Below are 17,912 nucleotides of genomic sequence, written 5' to 3'. Positions count from 1 at the left end.
GTGTTGCAGCACACAGAACAATGGAGGAACGCCACCTTAATAGCGCCCGACACTGGCCCGGTATTACAATATAGCCAATGAATGACACATTCCGGCCAGCACCCGACCCCGTCGCCGCCCAGATGATCCGCAACAACGTGCTCGACTGGTTCGAGCGCGACGATGGGCTGGGCGTGCTCGGCTTCCGGGTCGAGAGCGCCAACGGGCTGGAGCGCGAGATCGACTGGCACCAGCATCGGCGCGGCCAGTTGATCAGCGTGGAGGCCGGCCTGCTCAACATCCGCACCCGGCACGGAAACTGGTCGCTGCCGCCCGGCTGCGCGGGCTGGATGCCCCCGGCCGAACCCCACACGGTGGACATCTGCGGCCCGCTGCGGGGCTGGGGCGTGATCATCAGTGCCGGGCTGACCCGCGAACTGCCCGATGAACCCTGCGTGGTCGCCATCTCCGACCTGTTGCAGGCGCTGGCGCTGCGTGTCACCGAATGGCCCCCTGCCGAGACGGCCAGCCCGCGCCAGCAGCACATGATCGAGGTCCTGCTGGACGAACTGCGGCATGCCCCGCGCCAGCGCATGCATCTGCCGATGCCGCAGGACCGGCGGCTGCTGCGGATCGCCTCGCAGCTGATCGCCAACCCGGCAGACGGCCGCAGCCTGGAGCAGTGGGCGCGGTGGGCGGGGCTGTCGCCGCGTACACTGACCCGGCACTTCCGCGACGAAACCACCCTCAGCTTCGCCCAGTGGCGCCAGCAGGCGCGCCTGGCCGAGGGCCTGCGCCGCCTTTCCGACGGCCAGGGGGTGTCCGACATCGCCCACGAACTGGGGTTCAGCAGCCCCAGCGCCTTCGTCACGGTGTTCCGCCGCCACTTCGGCTGCCCGCCCGGGCGCTATCTGGCGCGCAACGGACAGCCACTGAACCCATCACGCGGCTTGGCATCCCCGGCCGCATCCGGATAATCGTCCGCCTGCGAGGGCGACAGCCGTCGCCGTCCCTTGCCACAGGTACCAATCCCGCATGACCGATCTCGCCCGCCCCGCCTTCCACGGCTTTGAACAGCTGCCCCTGCGCGAATACGCCGAACGGGCGTACCTGGACTATTCGATGTACGTGGTGCTCGATCGCGCACTGCCGTTCATCGGCGACGGGCTCAAGCCGGTGCAGCGCCGCATCATCTATTCGATGAGCGAGCTGGGCCTGAACGCGGGCTCCAAGCCGAAAAAATCCGCACGTACTGTCGGCGACGTGATCGGCAAGTACCACCCGCACGGCGACAGCGCGTGCTACGAAGCGCTGGTGCTGATGGCCCAGCCCTTCTCCTACCGCTATCCGCTGATCGAAGGCCAGGGCAACTTCGGTTCGACCGATGATCCCAAGTCGTTCGCGGCGATGCGTTACACCGAATCCAAGCTGACCCCCATCGCCGAAGTGCTGCTGGGTGAGATCAGTCAGGGCACCACGGACTGGACCCCGAACTTCGACGGCACCCTGGAAGAGCCGACCTGGATGCCGGCGCGCCTGCCGCACCTGCTGCTCAACGGCACCACCGGCATCGCCGTGGGCATGGCCACCGACGTGCCGCCGCACAACCTCAACGAGATCGTCAGCGCCCTGCTGCACCTGCTGGACGATCCCGATGCGACCGTGGCCGATCTGTGCGAGCACGTGAAGGGGCCGGACTACCCGAGCTTCGCCGAGATCATCACGCCGCTGGCCGACCTGCGGAACATGTACGAGACCGGCAACGGCAGCGTGCGGGCGCGCTCGACGTTCGTGAAGGAACACAACAACATCGTGGTCAACGCGCTGCCCTTCCAGGTCTCGCCGTCGAAGGTGATCGAGCAGATCGCCGCGCAGATGCGCGCCAAGAAGCTGCCGTGGCTGGAAGACATCCGTGACGAATCCGACCACGCCAACCCGGTGCGGGTGGTACTGGTGCCGCGCTCGAACCGCGTGGATGCCGAACAGTTGATGGGCCACCTGTTCGCCACCACCGACCTGGAGCGCAGCTACCGGGTCAACCTCAATGTGATCGGGCTGGACGGCCGTCCGCAGGTGAAGAACCTGAAGATGCTGCTCAGCGAGTGGCTGCAGTTCCGCGGCACCACCGTGACCCGCCGCCTCAACCACCGCCTGCAGAAGGTCGAGCGCCGCCTGCATGTGCTGGACGGCCTGCTGGTTGCCTTCCTCAACCTGGATGAGGTGATCCACATCATCCGCACCGAGGACGAGCCCAAGCCGGCGCTGATCGCACGCTTCGGACTGAGCGAGGAGCAGACCGAGTACATCCTGGAAACCAAGCTGAAGCAGCTGGCACGCCTGGAGGAAATGAAGATCCGTGGCGAGCAGGATGCGCTGGTCAAGGAACGCGACAAGATCCAGTCGATCCTGGAGAGCAAGGCCAAGCTGAAGAAGCTGATCCGTGACGAGCTGGTGGCCGATGCGAAGAAGTTCGGCGACGACCGCCGTTCGCCGCTGGTCCAGCGGGGTGCGGCGCAGGCCATCGACGAAACCGAGCTGGTGCCCAGCGAGCCGATGACCGTAGTGCTGTCGGAGAAGGGCTGGATCCGCGCGGCCAAGGGCCACGACATGGACCCGTCCACGCTGTCCTACCGCGACGGCGATGCGCTGCTGGGGGCGGTCCGCGCACGCAGCACCCAGCAGGTCGCGTTCCTGGACAGCGAAGGTCGCGCGTACTCGACCCTGATCCACACCCTGCCCTCCGCGCGCGGCAATGGCGAGCCGTTGACCGGCCGCTTCTCGCCCGCGCCGGGCAGCGCGTTCATGACCCTGGCCAGCGGCGAGAACAACACCCGCTTCGTGCTGGCCTCCACGCATGGCTATGGCTTCGTGACGCGCTTCGAGAACCTCACCGGCCGCAACAAGGCCGGCAAGGCGATGCTCAATCTCACCTCCGGCTCGAAGGTGCTGACCCCGGCCGTGGTCGCCAATCCGGACACGGACCGGATCGTGGCGGTGACCAGCTCGGGCAACCTGCTGGCGATTGCGGCCAGCGACCTGCCGGAACTGGACAAGGGCAAGGGCAACAAGATCATCGACATCCCCAAGGCCAAGCTCGCCACCGAGCGCGTGGTGGCGGTGGTGTCGGTGAGCCCCGGCAACACCCTGCTGGTGCGCAGCGGCCAGCGGACGATGAACCTGTCGTTCAAGGACCTGGACACCTACCTGGGCACGCGTGCCACGCGCGGCCATCTGCTGCCGCGTGGCTGGCAGAAGGTCGAAGGACTGGCGGTGGAGTAACGCCGAGAGGATCGAACGCGGTCCCGATCACGTAGACACAGAAAGGCCGGGTTTCCCCGGCCTTTCTGTTTGCTTCTGCGTCGGCTGGCTGGCGGCTGCGGGCGGGCGGACGCGGGTGTCTGCGGCGTGCTGGCGAACGCTGGCTGGCGCGCGATTGAACACGCACGCACCTCAGTGCGCGGCGGTGCCCTTGGCCTGCATCTTGCTGGTCTGGTACAGCGCCAGGCCGATCCGCTTGATCAGCCCCAGCTGCTGTTCCAGCCACCAGGCGTGGTCTTCCTCGGTGTCCTTGAGCTGCACCAGCAGCAGGTCGCGGCTCACGTAATCCTGATGCTGTTCACACAGCTTCATGCCGGCAGCCAGGTTGTCGCGCACGCTGTACTCGGTGTCCAGGTCCTTCTGCAGCATCTCTTCGACCGTGGTGCCGGGCTCGAACGCATGCGGGCGCATATCCGGATCGCCGCCGAGGAACAGGATGCGACGCAGCAGCGCATCGGCGTGCTGGGTTTCCTCTTCCATCTCATGGTTCAAGCGCTCGTACAGCGCGAACAGGCCCTGGTCTTCGTAGCGTCGCGAGTGGATGAAATACTGGTCGCGTGCGGCCAACTCGCCGCGCAGCAGGTCCTTCAGGCACGCAATGACGTCCGGATTGCCTTTCATGGTGGGGGGTTCCTGGTGGATCGATGGCGCACATGGTGCCGCATCCAGCGTTCCAATGATCTAATCGGAATCAGTCGCAGTTGGCGCCTACAATCGGCCAACACCGTCATCGGGGGGCGCGGGATGCGTCGCTGGCTCACGCGGGTGCTGTGGCTGTTGGTGGTACTGCTCATCGTTGTCATCGCCATCGTGTGGGGGCTGCTGCGCGGCAGTCTGCCCGCGCTGGACGGCACACAGCCGCTGGCGGGCCTGCAGGCTCCGGTGAGCGTCACCCGCGATGCGCTCGGCGTGGTCACCATCGATGCCGGCAGCCAGGCCGATGCGATGCAGGCGCTGGGGCTGGTGCACGCGCAGGAACGCTATTTCGAGATGGACCTGATGCGCCGCACCGCCGCCGGCGAGCTGGCCGCGCTGTTCGGCCCGGCCGCCGTCGAGATGGACCAGCGGATGCGCGTCCACCGTCTGCGTGCGCGTACCCGCGCGCATCTGGCCGAGGCCATCGGTGCGCAGCCCGAGGTGATCCAGGCCTATGTGGCGGGTGTCAACGCCGGCCTCGCCGGGCTGCGCGTGCGCCCGTGGCCGTACCTGCTGCTGCGCCAGCCGCCGGCCCCCTGGGCAGCCGAGGACAGCGTGCTGACCGGGCTGGCGATGTATGCCGATCTGCAGGACCCGGGCAACCAGGACGAGCTGGCGATGGCGCGCCTGCGTGACGTGGTGCCGCCACCGTTGTATGCCCTGCTCGCCCACGACGGCAGCGAGTGGGATGCGCCGCTGTTCGGCCCACCGCGTGGCAATGCGCGGCTGCCCGGCGCCGACGTGCTGGACCTGCGCCGGCCGTTGGCCGTGCCCCCCACCACAACAGCCGCGCGCGCCGAGCCGGATGTGCACGGCAGCAACACTATGGCCGTGGCCGGCGCACTCACCGCCGATGGCCGTGCGATCGTCGCCGATGACATGCACCTGGGCCTGCGCGCGCCGAACCTCTGGTTCCGGGTGCGGCTGCGTTATCCCGACCCGCAGGCACCCGGCGGCAAGGTCGATGTCACCGGCTTTTCCCTGCCCGGGTTGCCGGCGATCGTGGTCGGCAGCAACGGGTACGTGGCGTGGGGATTCACCAACAGCTACATCGACAACGCCGACTTCGTCCCTGTGCCGGCCGCCGCGCCCGGCACGGTCGATGGCATCCGGCGCTACGAGGAGCGCATCCAGGTGGCCGGGCAGCCCGACGTCCTCCTGCAGGTGCGCGAGAGCGCCTGGGGGCCGGTCCTGCACACGCGTGCGGATGGCAGCGGCGAGGCCCTGCGCTGGACCGCGCAGTTGCCCGGTGCACTGCGGCTGGACTTCGCGGCGATGGCGCGCGCCGGGAATCTGGACGAGGCCCTGCGCATCGCCGACCACGCCGGTATTCCCACCCAGAACCTGCTGCTCGGCGACCGCAACGGACGTATCGCCTGGCGGCTGATCGGCGCCCGACCCGACCGTGCCGCCGGCTGCCCGCCCGCCGGCGCCGCACAGCCGGCGGCGGCGCACTGCGCACCGTGGCCGGTCCGCAGCGACGGCTCACCGGCCCTGGTCGACCCGCCCTCGCACCGCCTGTGGACCGCCAACGGGCGCGTCCTCGACGGCGAAGCGCTGGCCGTCGCCGGCAACGGTGGCTACGACCTGGGCGCGCGCGGGCGGCAGATCCGCGACGGCCTGCTCGCGCGCGACCGCTTCACCGAAGCCGACCTGCTGGCGATCCAGCTCGACGACCGTGCGCTGTTCCTGGCGCGCTGGTGGACCCTGCTGCGCCAGGTGGTCGAACGCAGCGACGACCCCGCGCTGCAACGCCTGGAGGCGGCCAGCCGTCACTGGGACGGGCGCGCCGGGATCGACTCGGTCAGCTACCGGCTGGCGCGCGGCTTCCGCGGCAAGGTGGTGGACGCACTGACGGCGGGCCTGCTGGCACCGGCCAAGGCGCAGCTCGGCGACCAGTACCTCGCACCGCGGCTGGCCCAGTTCGACGGGGTGGCCTGGCCGCTGGTGACCGAGCGCCCCCCCCACCTGCTGCCGCCCACCTATCCCAGCTGGGACGCGCTGCTCGCCGATGCCGCCCGCCAACTGGAGACCGACCTTGCCGCACAGGGGCCCGATCTGGCGCAGCGCACGTGGGGCGAGCGCAACACCGCCGCGATCTGTCATCCGATCAGCCGCGCCCTGCCCGCGTTCGCCCGCCGCGGGCTGTGCATGCCGGCCGAGGCCCTCCCCGGCGACCGCGACATGCCACGCGTGCAGGGGCCGGCGTTCGGCGCCTCGCAACGCATGGTGGTCGCCCCCGGCCATGAGGCCGATGGCCTGGTGCACATGCCCGGCGGCCAGAGCGGGCATCCGCTGTCGCCGTTCTGGGGCGCAGGGCACGAGGATTGGGTGAAGGGAACGCCGACGCCGTTCCTGCCGGGCAGGACGGTGTACCGCCTGGACCTGACGCCGGGCACCGCGCGGTAGCGGGCACCCGCCGCCTCTGCCGCAGCTAGCGCCAGCGACGGTCCATCGCGCTCAGCAGCGGCCCGGTCATGGCGGTGGTCACCAGCGCCATGATCACCAGCACGGCGAACAGCCGGTCGCCAAGGAAGCCCAGTTCGTAGCCCAGGTTGAGCACGATCAGCTCCATCAGCCCGCGGGTGTTCATCAGCGCGCCGAGCCGCCAGGCCTCGTGATTGCCCATGCCCGCGCTGCGCGCCGCGCTCCACGTGCCGATCAGCTTGCCCAGGGTGGCCACCGCGATCACCACCAGGCACAGCAGCAGATCGCTGGCCTGCAGCGCGTCGGCGCGCATGCGCAGGCCGGTCATGGCGAAGAACAGCGGCAGCAGCAGGGTGACCGCGAACGGCTCGACCCGGGTGGCCACGGTGTGCCGCAGCGTGGCATTGCCGGACACCGCCACACCGGCGGCGAACGCACCGAACAGCGCGTGGATGCCGAGTATTTCAGTGACCAGCGCGCAGCCCAGCGCCATCAACAGCATGATCAGCAGCCAGCGGCCCTCCAGCCCCGGCGCAATCGTGCGGCGCGAGAACCACGGCCGCACCACGCCCAGCATCAGCGCCACGAACGCCACCACACAGACCAGGTTGATCGTCGCCGGCACCCAGCCCTGCGCCTGCGCGGCCGCCACGATCAGCGCCAGCAGGCACCAGGCAGTGGCATCGCCAAGTGCGGCGCAGGCGATCGCGGTCTGGCCCAGCGGCGTGCCGGTCATGCCGCGGTCGGCCAGGATGCGCAGCAGCACCGGGAACGCGGTGATGCTCAGCGATACGCCGACGAACAGCGCAAATCCGGTGAATCCCACACCGCCCGGCGCGTGCGCGTCGTACAGCCACAGCGCCAGCAGCACGCCAAGCACGAACGGCACGGCGATGCCGGCATGGCTGACCACGAACGCGAAGCGACGCCGGCCACGCAGGCCACCCAGATCCAGTTCGGCGCCGGCCACCAGCAGGAACATCAGCACACCCAGCTGACTGAGCAGCCCCAGCGAGCCCAGCGACGCCGGCGGGAACAGCACGCCGTGCACCTGCGGCAACAGCGCGCCCAGCACCAGCGGCCCCATCATCAGGCCCGCGGCCATTTCGCCGATCACGCCCGGCTGGCCGAGCCGGCGGAACAGCCAGCCGGTGCCCTTGGCCACCAGCAGCAGCACAAGAAGCTGCAGCAGGAACAGCCCCAGTGGCGTACTCAGATGCGCTGCCCAGTCGGCATCGAGGGCCGCATGGGTACGGGCGACCTGCGCCTGCACGCCGGGACCGGCAAAGCGCGCAAGGCCGAGGCCCACCAGCAACGGTAGCGCCACCCAGCCGAGATACCGCCATGCCAGTCCGCGGCGACGCACGCCGCCGGTGGTGTCCGCTTCCATGACCGGTCCCGATCGATTGACGCAGGGATTCTACGGGTTCAGGGGCATCGCGGCAGCAGGCAGCGGTGCGGCGACACGGTGGCGTCGCCGCACCGGATCGATCACGCCAGTGCCTGGGCGTGCACACCGGCGACCGCGCGACCGGACGGGTCCGCCATTGCCGCGAAGCTCGCGTCCCAGGCGATGGCGGCCGGCGACGAACAGGCGATCGACTTGCCGCCCGGCACGGTTTCGGCCGCCGCCTGGGTCGGGAAGTACTGCTCGAACACGTGGCGGTAGTAATAGGCCTCTTTGGTCTGCGGCGGGTTGTGCACGAAGCGCTTGTCCGCCGCCGCCATCACCCGGTCGCTGATCTGTGCGTCGGCATGCGCCTTGAGCCCATCGATCCAGCCGTAGCCCACGCCGTCGCTGAACTGCTCTTTCTGCCGCCACAGAATCGACTCCGGCAGATAGCCCTCGAAGGCTTCACGCAGCACCGCCTTTTCGATCCGGCGCGCGCCGTCGCCGCCCTTCCCCACCATCTTGTGGCGGGCATCGATGCGCATGGCCACATCGAGGAACTCGCGGTCCAGGAACGGCACGCGCGGCTCCACGCCCCAGGCCATCATCGACTTGTTGGCACGCAGGCAGTCGTAGTTGTTGAGCGCGTCGAGCTTGCGCACCAGTTCCTCATGGAACTCCCGTGCGTTCGGCGCCTTGTGGAAGTACAGATACCCCCCGAAAATCTCATCGCTGCCTTCGCCGGACAGCACCATCTTCACGCCCATCGCCTTGATCCGGCGCGCCAGCAGGAACATCGGCGTGGAGGCGCGGATGGTGGTGACATCGTAGGTTTCCACGTGCCGGATCACTTCCGGCAACGCATCCAGCCCTTCCTCGAAGGTGTACTCGAACCCGTGGTGCACCGTGCCCAGCGCCTCGGCCGCGATCGCCGCAGCCGCCAGGTCGGGCGATCCCTTCAGGCCGATCGCGAACGAATGCAGGCGCGGCCACCACGCTTCGCTCTGGTCGCCGTCCTCGATGCGATGGCGGGCATAGCGTGCGGCCACCGCAGCCACCAGCGAGGAATCGAGACCGCCGGACAGCAGCACGCCATAGGGCACGTCGGTCATCAGCTGCCGGTGTACGGCACGCTCGAAGGCTTCGCGCAGCTCGGTCAGGTCGGCAGCCACGCCGTCCACCGCGTCGTAGTCGCGCCACGGGCGCTCGTAGTAGCGGGTCAGCGTGTCGGTGGCGCTGTCGTACCAGTGGCCGGGCGGGAACTGCGCGGCGTCGGCGCAGATGTCCACCAGTGACTTGAGTTCGGAGGCCACCACCAGGCGGCCGGCGCTGTCGTGGCCCCAGTACAGCGGCACCACGCCGATCGGATCGCGTGCGATCAGTACACGCTGCGCCGCGCGGTCCCACAGCGCGAAGGCGAAGATGCCGTTGAGGCGGTTGAGGAACGACGCGGGGGTGTCCTGGCGGTACAGCGCGTTGATCACCTCGCAGTCCGACCCGGTCTGGAAGGCGTAGGGCTGGGCCAGCTCGCCCTTGAGTTCACGGTGGTTGTAGATCTCGCCGTTGACGGCCAGGGCCAGGTCGCCGTCGTCGGACAGCAGCGGCTGCGAGCCACCGGCCGGATCGACAATCGCCAGGCGCTCATGGACCAGGATGGCGCCGTCATCGACGTACACCCCGCTCCAGTCCGGGCCGCGGTGGCGTTGCCGCTGGGACAGCTCGAGGCTGTGGCGGCGCAGGGCCGGAAGGTCGTCGCCGGCCTGCAGGCCGAAAATACCGAAGATCGAACACATGGGAGCAGCTCCTGGGAATGGGGGAATACACGTGACGTCTGTATCCGACCGGCCACCTTTCCCGGGCCTGTGCTGCACCCGGAAAACAAAAAACCCGCATCGACCGATGCGGGTTTTCTGGGTCCGGGCGTGTGTTGCTGTTCTAGCCCTGGTCGCAGTCCCGCATCGGCCGCGCACGATTATTCGCGCGCAGATTGCTGCGGTTATTGGTGTTGACGGCGGTGGCCAGGAACGAGGACATGGATCGACCGTACCCCGGTTTTGGCGACGGCGCAACTGTTGCGACGGCAACCGATTCAGCGGGCGCGCCATCGCGCTCGGGGATAATCGCCCACCCCGTTCCGGATCTCATGGATGACCCTCTGCTTCCCCCGCCTGCGCGCCGCGCTGCTGCCGACGCTGGCCCTGCTGGTCCTGGCAGGCTGCCATAGCGCCCCTACCCGCCCGGTCAGCGACACCGAACGTGATGCCCTGGCCGCTGCGGCCGATGGGCAGTTCGACTCGGCGATGCGCGTGGCCAGGATGTACCGGGCCTGGAATGACCCGCGCGCGTTGGACTGGTACGCGCGCGCCGCCGCCACCACCCCACGCACGCATCGCACCACCGGTGCCGAAGAGGAGTTGGGCACGATCCTGGAACGCGGCCGCCTGGACAGCAGCGACACGCCGCAGAAGCCCGAGGCGGTCGTGTTGAAGCCGTCGCCACGCAAGGCCTTCCGCTGGTACCACAGCGCCGCGTACCACGGCTCGCCCTATGCCATGCACGACCTGGAGAAATGGTATGAACGCCGCGGCGACATGGAAGGCGCACTGCGCTGGCGCCTGCGCTCGGCGGTGTATCTGCGCGAGCTGTACAAGCTGCAGGCGCTGCGCGATGCGACCAGCGGGTCGGCCAAGCCCGGCACGCCGGTCAGCAGCGCGCCGTCGCCGAACCCGGTGATCGCCGCCATCCAGCGCCGTGCCGAACGCGGCGATGCCGAGGCCCAGGTCGATCTTGGCGCGGTGTACGAAGCCGGCATCGGCGTGACCGAGAGCAAGGCTGATGCGCTGCGCTGGTATGCCCGCGCGGGCGACCAGGGCAATGTGTATGGCCAGTACCTCGCCGGGCTGCTGCAGGGCCGCGGCGGGCGTGGTCTGGAAAAGAACGTGGACGCGGCCGCAGGCTGGTTCGCCCGTGCCGAAGCGCAGGGCTTCTACATGGCGGCCGAATCGTACTGGCGCGAGGCGATTGCGCCGCCGTTCTTTACCTTTGAATGATGGCCAAGCGGCGTACCGGGCCCCGCCCGGTCGCGCTGTACACAGCCAACGGCGCTGCGCAAGACTGCATCACCACGCGCTTCTCGCCCAGAATGGGCGGCATGAACAGCGTCACTTTCCGCAACGACACCCTCACCCGCGAACGCATGCAGCAGATCATCGCCGCGCATCCACGCGCGGCGGTTTTTGAATCCTGCGTGTTCGACGGCGGCGATTTTTCGCGGCTGGACATGGATGGCTTCCAGTTCAACCAGTGCTCGCTGGCGGGCACGAGCTGGCTGGCCGCCTCGCTGGAGGAAAGCCGGTGGCACAAGTGCCGGGGTGCGCAGGCCGACCTCAGTTCGGCGCTGCTCAGCGACAGCCATTTCTCGCACTGCGATCTGAACAACAGTCATTGGCGCCGCGCGACGCTGTCCTCGGTGCGGTTCGAGGACTGCAAGCTCACCGGCGCGCACCTGCAGGAGGTCAGCGGCTGGGCGCTGGAGTTCCGCCATTGCCTGATGGTGAGCGCGGACCTGCGCGGTCTGTCGTTCCGCAAGGCGCAGCTGGACGGCATGGATTTCTCCGATGCGGAGCTGTCCGGCTGCGACTTCCGCGACGCGGTGTTCAACGGCGGCAGCCTGCGCAATGCGCAGACCCGGCTGACCCGCATTGACGGCGCGGACCTGCGCGGCACCGATATCAGCGGGCTGAACGTGATGGACAGCAAGCACTTCAAAAAGGCGGTGATTTCGCAGCAGCAGGCGGCCGCGGCATTGGCCGCGTTCGGGCTGATTGTGGCGTGATGGGCGGCTGGCTGGAATGCCTGGCTGGAATGCCTGGCTGGGTAGAGCCTACCGGGTAGAGCCGGGTGTTGGTCGGCTGTTTGTGGTCTGGTGAAGAGCAGCCGACTGACAGTCGGCTCTACCTTTTCGTCGGCTCTACCTTGTCGTCGGCTCTACCCTGTCGGCCACGCGGTTACGCCAGGAGCCGCTCGATGAGGCGCTGGTACAGGGCCGGCAGCCGTTCCAGGTCGGCCACCGCGACGTTCTCGTCCACCTGGTGGATGCTGGCGTTGACCGGCCCCACTTCGATGCACTGCGCGCCCAGCGGCGCGATGAAGCGCGCATCGGAGGTGCCGCCGCCGGTGCTTTCCTCCGGCGGCGCGCCGGCGAACGCACCCAGAACCTCGCGGGCCACCTGGCGCAGCGTGCCTTCCGGGGTGTAGAACGGCTCGCCGCTGCGGTGCCAGCGGAGCGTGTAGTCCAGCGCATGGCGGTCGAGCAGCGTGGCGATCTCCTGCTCCAGCACCGGCGCGCTCCAGTGCGGGTTGTAGCGCAGGTTGAACTGCACCTGCAGCTCGCCGGGGATCACGTTGTTGGCCCCGGTACCGGCATGGATGTTGGAGATCTGCAGGCTGGTCGGCGGGAAGCTCTCATAGCCGTCGTCCCATTGGCGCGCCGTCAGTTCGGCCACTGCCGCGGCAGCCAGATGGATCGGGTTGCGCGCCTTGTCCGGGTAGGCCACATGGCCCTGCACGCCCTTGACCGTCAGCGTGGCCGACAGGCTGCCACGACGCCCGACCCGCAGCAGATCGCCGAGCACGGCGGTGGAGGACGGTTCGCCGGTGATGCACCAGTCGATGCCCTGCCCCCGCGCACGGAAGACGTCGGCCACCCGGCGCACGCCATCGATGGCGTCGCCTTCCTCATCACTGGTGAGCAGTACCGCGAGGGTGCCAGGGTGGTCCGGATGAGCGGCGACGAACTGCTCGGCGGCCACCACGAAGGCGGCCACGCTGCCCTTCATGTCCGCCGCACCGCGGCCGTACAGCACGCCATCACGGATCTGCGGCACGAACGGGTCGCTGGTCCAGGCCTCGACCGGCCCGGTCGGCACCACGTCGGTGTGGCCAAGCAGCACGAGCACCGGCGCGCCGTGCCCGTGGGTGGCCCACAGATTGTCGACCTCGCCAAGGCGCAGGTGTTCGCAGCTGAACCCGGCGCGCTGCAGGCGCCCGGCCAGCAGCGCCTGGCAGCCGGCATCGTCGGGGGTCACCGACGCGCGCGCGATCAGGTCGCAGGTCAGTGCAAGGACATCGCTCACGCGCCGGCTCCGAAGCGCTGCTTGAAACCGTTGTCCGAGAACCCCTGGGTCACAGTGCCGTCGGCCGTGACCACCACCGGCCGCTTGATCAGCTGGGGATGCTCGCGCAGCAGCAGCTTCCACTCCGCGTCGGAGGCCGCCGCCTTGCGGTTCTCCGGCAGTTGCCGCCAGGTGGTGGACGAGCGGTTGACCAGTGCGGCGAATCCGCCGGCCTGCGCGGCCCAGTCGATCAGGGTTTCCGGCGAGGGGGTGTGCTCGCGGTAATCGACAAAGGTGTACGGCACATGGAAGCGGTCGAGCCACTTGGTGGCCTTCTTGCAGGTGTCGCAGTTCTTCAATCCATACAGGGTGGTGGTCATGGCGCGCTCCGCACAACGTCGATCAGGAAAGACCGCCGAAGCATGTCACACCAGGCGTTCGGACACGACCCGGAACGGCACCTGCGGCACCCGGAAGCAGAGCGCATCGGCGGGATCGACCCCCATGCCCGCCACCCGCGGACAGTGCGGCTGGCCCACCAGCCGCAGCGGCTGCACCTGCGACACCGTGATCGGCAGGACTATGTGGGTCAATGCGGTACGGCCGTCGCCGCACACGGCGATGGCCGCGTCCTGGCAGGCGAGAAATGCCAGCGCCTGCGGCGTGTCGGCGAACGCACCCGCCGCCCAGCCGGGCGGCCAAGCCGCTGTCGGCGCCAACTGCGCCTGCAGTGCCGGTGCACTGCCCTGCCCCGGTTCGATGCGCGTCCGCCACCCATCGCCGCTGCGGCCGTGATCGAAGCGTGCCGGCCAGTGCGGCTGCATCGCATCGCTGAACAGACGGGCGCCCACGGCGTGGGTCACGCTGTCGATCACGTTGCGGTCGAACAGCACCACCGGCGTGGTCGCCGTGTCGTCTTCGGGCAGCAGGTACCAGCGCCAGTTGCTCTGCAGCGGCGAGGGAAACAGCGCACGCAGCCGTCCGGCGAACGCCGGGCCGAAATGGCCGTGCCGATAGGTCAACACCGTGTAGGGCGTGCGCCCGGCGTGGGTGAACAGCCGGTAGCCCGGTGGCGCTGTGGGCGCGTTGGCGGCATCCACCCACCAGGTCATGTAGATCACATCGCGCACATCGCTGCACAGCGGTGGCACCGGCAGCACGCGGGTCAACGCGCGCCGCAGGGCCGTCCAGCGCGTACCGTCCAGCAGGCGCTGCAACGCGCGTCCCGGCCACCCCGGGAAGGGATGGCGGTAGCGCGCTGCCTGCGCCAGCGACGGCGCCAACTCAGTCGGCCAGACCGCGCAGCAGGTCGTTGACGCTGGTCTTGCTGCGGGTCTTGGCATCGACCTGCTTGACGATCACGGCGCAGTACAGCGAGTGCGAGCCGTCCTTGGACGGCAGCTGGCCGGACACCACCACGCTGTACGGCGGCACCGAGCCGTAGCTGATCTCGCCGGTGGCACGGTTGTACACGCGGGTGCTCTGACCGAGGAACACGCCCATGCCGATCACGCTGTGGTGACCCACCACGAAACCCTCGACCACCTCCGAGCGGGCGCCGATGAAGCAATGGTCTTCGATGATGGTCGGGCTGGCCTGCAGCGGCTCGAGCACGCCCCCGATGCCGGCGCCGCCGGACAGGTGGCAGTGTTTGCCGATCTGCGCGCAGGAACCGACGGTGGCCCAGGTATCGACCATCGTGCCTTCACCCACGTAGGCGCCGATGTTGGTGAAGCTCGGCATCAGCACCACGTCCTTGCCGAAGTAGGTGCCGCGGCGCGCGATGGCGCCCGGCACCACGCGCACGCCGGCACGGCGGAACCTGGCTTCATCGAAGCCGGCGAAGCGCGATTCGACCTTGTCCCAGAACGGCGCCGGGCGTGCGTCGACCACGGCCATGTCGTTGACGCGGAAATACAGCAGCACGGCCTTCTTCAGCCACTCGTTGACCTTCCAGCCGCCGTGGCCATCCGGCTCGGCCACGCGGAATTCGCCGGTTTCCAGGCCGTCGATGACCCGGCCGACCAGCGGCTTGGTCGAGCCTTCCAGTTCATGCAGGGTCAACGTGGCACGGCGCTCGAAGGCGCTCTCGATGCCGAACTTCAGCTCTTCCACGCCCGGCGTGGCCGGCTTGCGCAGCGACTTGCGGGCGATGGTGGCGTCCCGGCTGGCGGTGCGCTTGGCGGCACTTTCGGTCGGGCTGGCGGCGGCCTTGCCGGCGGCGGCTTTGCGCGGCGCGGCCTTCTTCGCGGCCACCGGCGCCTTCGCGGCAGGCGCCGTCCTGGCGGCGGCAGTCTTCTTGGCCGCCGCAGAGGTAGCGGCAGTCTTCTTGGTCGGCTTGGTGGCCATCAGCGGGGGTCTCCGGCGTTTCGATCAGGGTCCAGGCAGGCCAGCATGGCGTCGTGCAGCTGCTGCCTGGCGGATTCGGTCAGGGGGTGGTCGTGTTCATCGCTGATCACGAACATGTCTTCGGCGCGCTCGCCGAAGGTGGCGATGCGGGCGTCGTGCACGCGCAGGCGCTGGTTGCGCAGCACGTAGGCGACATCGGCCAGCAGGCCGGGGCGATCCGGCGCGACCAGGCTGAAGCGGGTGCTGCTGCTGCCTGCGTCGGCGATGTCGCGGAATTCGATGCGGGGCGCGAAACGGAAATGGCGCAACTGGCGGGGAATGGCCCGGCGCGAGGGACGCAGCCGGGACAGGTCACCGGCCAGCGCATCGCGCAGCGCCGCCTCCAGCCGTGGCGCGTCGCCATCGGCGAAGCTGTCGGCCGGCGTCACCTCGAAGGTATCGAAGATGGTGTCCACCGGCCCGTCCAGTACGCGCGCGCGGTGGATGCCGTAGCCCTTGCGGTCCAGCGTCATCACGATCGCGGCGAACAGGCCATCGCGATCGGGCGAATGCACGAACACTTCCAGCGCCTGGTCGTCAGGAGTGATGCGGCGCACCTTGACCAGGGTCTGGCCCTGCTTCACCGGCACCAGCGCTGCAGCCTGCCACGCCAGTTGCTCGGGGCGCAGTCGGATGAAGCTCTCGTCGGGCATCACCGCGAACTGGCGGTCGATGGTGGCGTCGTCGTAACCGCGTTCGCGCACCAGCGTGCGCACCGAGTCACGCGCCTCGGCCACGCGCTCGGCCGCCGGCATCTGGTTTTCGAGCCCGTCGCGCAGCGCGCGGCGCGCGGCGAAGTACAGATCGGCCAGCAGCCGGTCCTTCCAGGCGTTCCAGAGCTTGGGACTGGTGCCGGCGATGTCGGCGCAGGTCAGCAGATAGAGATAGTCCAGCCGGTCGCGGCTGGCCACCAGCGTGGCGAAGCGGTGGATCACGTCCGGATCGGAAATGTCCTGCTTCTGCGCCGTCACCGACATGCGCAGGTGCTGCTCGACCAGCCAGGCCACCAGGTCGGTGTCCGAGGCGCTCAGCGCATGCGCCTGGCAGAAATCGCGTGCGTCCACCGCACCGAGTTCGGAATGGTCGCCGCCGCGGCCCTTGGCGATGTCGTGGAACAGGCCCGCCAGCAGCAGCAGCTCCGGCTTGCGCAGGCGCGGCCACACCTCGTGGGCGATCGAGAAGCGCTCGTCGGCGCGGCTGCTGGCGAACAGCCCGATGTTCCGCAGCACCATCAGGGTGTGCTGGTCCACCGTGTAGACATGGAACAGATCGAACTGCATGCGCCCGGACACCTGGGCGAACGCCGGAATCCACTGGCCGAGCACGCCCAGGCGGGCCATCCGCGCCAGCGTGTCGACCGCGCGCGGGCTGCGCAGCAGTGCCATGAACTGCTCGCGCGCCGCCGCGCCCGCGCCGGTATACGCCGGCAGCGCGGCCAGCGACTCGGCCAGCGCGCGTGCGGTCAGCGAATGCAGGCCGCGCACGTCGGGGTTGTAGGCCCAGCTGGAGAACAGCGCGAACACCTGTTCGATATCGCCCTGCGGCCACTGCGGATCGTTGGCGGCCAGGTAGCCGCGACGCAGCGAGAAACCCACGCTGACCGGCTCGGGCACCGCTTCGCCGTCGAACTGTTCTTCAAAGCGCTGCAGCAGGCGGTCACTGATCCGCCGCACCACCGTGGCGCTGCGGTAGAAGCCCTGCATCATTTTCTCGACGCCCAGGCTCTCCGGGTCGTCTTCGAAGCCGAGGCGTGCGGCCAGGGTCTTCTGGTAATCGAAGCGCAGGCGCTCTTCGGGCCGGTTGGCGACCAGGTGCAGGCCGAAACGCAGCTGCGCCAGCGCACAGCGCTCGCGGCGCAACGCGGCCGCTTCGTCCAGCCCCAGGTGGCCCAGACCGACCAGGGCTTCCAGCTCGCGCACGCCGAAAGCGCGCAGCGCCATCCAGCCCAGCGTGTTGAGATCGCGCAGGCCGCCGGGGCCATCCTTGATGTCCGGCTCGAGGTTGTCGGCGGTATCGCCAAAGCGGCGATGGCGCGCCAGCAGCTCCTCGCGTTTGGCAAGGAAAAACTCGCGGGGCGGCCACAGGCCATCGACGTTGACCGCTGCCTTCAGCGCCTGCCGGGCGGCATCGTCGGCCACCAGCGGGCGCGATTCGATCAACGCGGTCAGCACGGTCTGGTCGGCGCTGGCGTCGGTGCATTCCTGCGCCGAGCGCACTGCATGACTGACCGGCAGGCCGCAGTCCCACAGCAGGGCGAACAGGCGTGCCAGCGCCGGCTCCTGCGCCCGCTGGCGCGGCGGCTCGCCGAGAATCAGAAGATCGATGTCCGACCGCGGAAACAGCTCGCCGCGCCCGTACCCCCCGACCGCGAACAGCGCCAGCCCGCTCTCGGCCGGCAGACAGCGCTGCCAGGCCAGCCGGATCAGGTGATCGGCCGCGCGGGCGCGCAGCGCCAGCAGGCGCTCGATGTTGTCGCCCTGGTCGAAGCGCCGGTACAGGCGTGCATCGGCCTGCTGCAGGGACTGGCGCGCTGTCGCCGCCCATTCCGGGTCAGCGACGGAGGTGGCCGGCGCGTCCAGCATCGGGCTCGCCGGCAGCAT

The 17,912-nt window shown here is 69.1% G+C and carries 13 protein-coding genes; 5 read left to right on the top strand and 8 right to left on the bottom strand.

Translation table 11 applies throughout. From position 1 onward, the window contains the following. The first annotated feature begins 77 nt into the window (after window positions 1-77). Both OC534_RS07200 and parC read left to right on the top strand, forming a co-directional pair. Window positions 78-956 carry a helix-turn-helix transcriptional regulator gene (locus tag OC534_RS07200; RefSeq protein ID WP_262071615.1) on the top strand — a complete coding sequence of 293 codons (879 nt, stop codon included), beginning with the start codon at window positions 78-80 and terminating at the stop codon, window positions 954-956. Between the two features lie 58 nt (window positions 957-1,014). Continuing rightward, window positions 1,015-3,258, top strand: a complete 2,244-nt coding sequence (parC, locus tag OC534_RS07195) for a DNA topoisomerase IV subunit A (RefSeq protein WP_017357361.1) — start codon at window positions 1,015-1,017, stop codon at window positions 3,256-3,258. Between the two features lie 171 nt (window positions 3,259-3,429). Here the strand turns inward: parC and bfr are convergent, their stop codons facing one another. Further along, window positions 3,430-3,918 (bottom strand): bacterioferritin, encoded by a 489-nt coding sequence (gene bfr / locus OC534_RS07190; protein WP_017357360.1) that lies wholly within the window; start codon window positions 3,916-3,918, stop codon window positions 3,430-3,432. A gap of 123 nt (window positions 3,919-4,041) precedes the next feature. Between bfr and OC534_RS07185 the strand changes: the two genes are divergently transcribed. Beyond that, window positions 4,042-6,402, top strand: a complete 2,361-nt coding sequence (locus tag OC534_RS07185; protein ID WP_262071614.1) for a penicillin acylase family protein — start codon at window positions 4,042-4,044, stop codon at window positions 6,400-6,402. Between the two features lie 25 nt (window positions 6,403-6,427). On the opposite strand, the gene OC534_RS07180 is transcribed toward OC534_RS07185, so the two are convergent. Both OC534_RS07180 and asnB read right to left on the bottom strand, forming a co-directional pair. Then, window positions 6,428-7,810, bottom strand: coding sequence for a cation:proton antiporter (locus OC534_RS07180; protein WP_166472792.1), 1,383 nt, complete (start codon window positions 7,808-7,810; stop codon window positions 6,428-6,430). 101 nt (window positions 7,811-7,911) lie between these two features. Then, entirely contained in the window at window positions 7,912-9,603 is a 1,692-nt protein-coding gene (gene asnB / locus OC534_RS07175; protein WP_136004235.1) for an asparagine synthase B, read from the bottom strand. Between the two features lie 354 nt (window positions 9,604-9,957). On the opposite strand from asnB, the gene OC534_RS07170 reads away from it, so the two are divergent. Both OC534_RS07170 and OC534_RS07165 read left to right on the top strand, forming a co-directional pair. After that, entirely contained in the window at window positions 9,958-10,860 is a 903-nt protein-coding gene (locus OC534_RS07170) for a tetratricopeptide repeat protein (protein WP_262071613.1), read from the top strand. A 101-nt stretch (window positions 10,861-10,961) separates the two neighbouring features. Beyond that, window positions 10,962-11,645 (top strand): pentapeptide repeat-containing protein, encoded by a 684-nt coding sequence (locus tag OC534_RS07165; protein ID WP_262071612.1) that lies wholly within the window; start codon window positions 10,962-10,964, stop codon window positions 11,643-11,645. 172 nt (window positions 11,646-11,817) lie between these two features. On the opposite strand, the gene dapE is transcribed toward OC534_RS07165, so the two are convergent. From dapE to OC534_RS07140, 5 genes are read right to left on the bottom strand one after another with little or no spacing between them, the layout of a single operon-like run. Next, entirely contained in the window at window positions 11,818-12,945 is a 1,128-nt protein-coding gene (gene dapE, locus OC534_RS07160; protein ID WP_262071611.1) for a succinyl-diaminopimelate desuccinylase, read from the bottom strand. Further along, the gene (locus tag OC534_RS07155) at window positions 12,942-13,304 is read right to left on the bottom strand and encodes an arsenate reductase (RefSeq protein WP_262071610.1); all 363 of its coding nucleotides are present in this window, start codon (window positions 13,302-13,304) and stop codon (window positions 12,942-12,944) included. Before OC534_RS07155 ends, dapE begins: the two co-directional genes overlap by 4 nt. Before the next feature lie 45 nt (window positions 13,305-13,349). Further along, on the bottom strand, window positions 13,350-14,207 hold the full coding sequence (locus OC534_RS07150; RefSeq protein ID WP_262071609.1) for a hypothetical protein: 858 nt from the start codon (window positions 14,205-14,207) through the stop codon (window positions 13,350-13,352). Between the two features lies 1 nt (window position 14,208). Then, complete coding sequence (dapD, locus tag OC534_RS07145) at window positions 14,209-15,273, bottom strand: 2,3,4,5-tetrahydropyridine-2,6-dicarboxylate N-succinyltransferase (protein ID WP_153164421.1); 1,065 nt, start codon at window positions 15,271-15,273, stop codon at window positions 14,209-14,211. After that, a complete protein-coding gene (locus OC534_RS07140) occupies window positions 15,273-17,912 on the bottom strand; it encodes a [protein-PII] uridylyltransferase (protein WP_262071608.1) in 2,640 nt (879 codons plus the stop codon). Before OC534_RS07140 ends, dapD begins: the two co-directional genes overlap by 1 nt.

Source organism: Stenotrophomonas sp. Marseille-Q5258, from assembly GCF_946900935.1.
Classification (GTDB): Bacteria; Pseudomonadota; Gammaproteobacteria; order Xanthomonadales; family Xanthomonadaceae; genus Stenotrophomonas; species Stenotrophomonas nematodicola.
The sequence above is the reverse complement of the archived record's forward strand: the minus strand, read 5'-3'. Positions and strand labels throughout refer to the sequence as shown.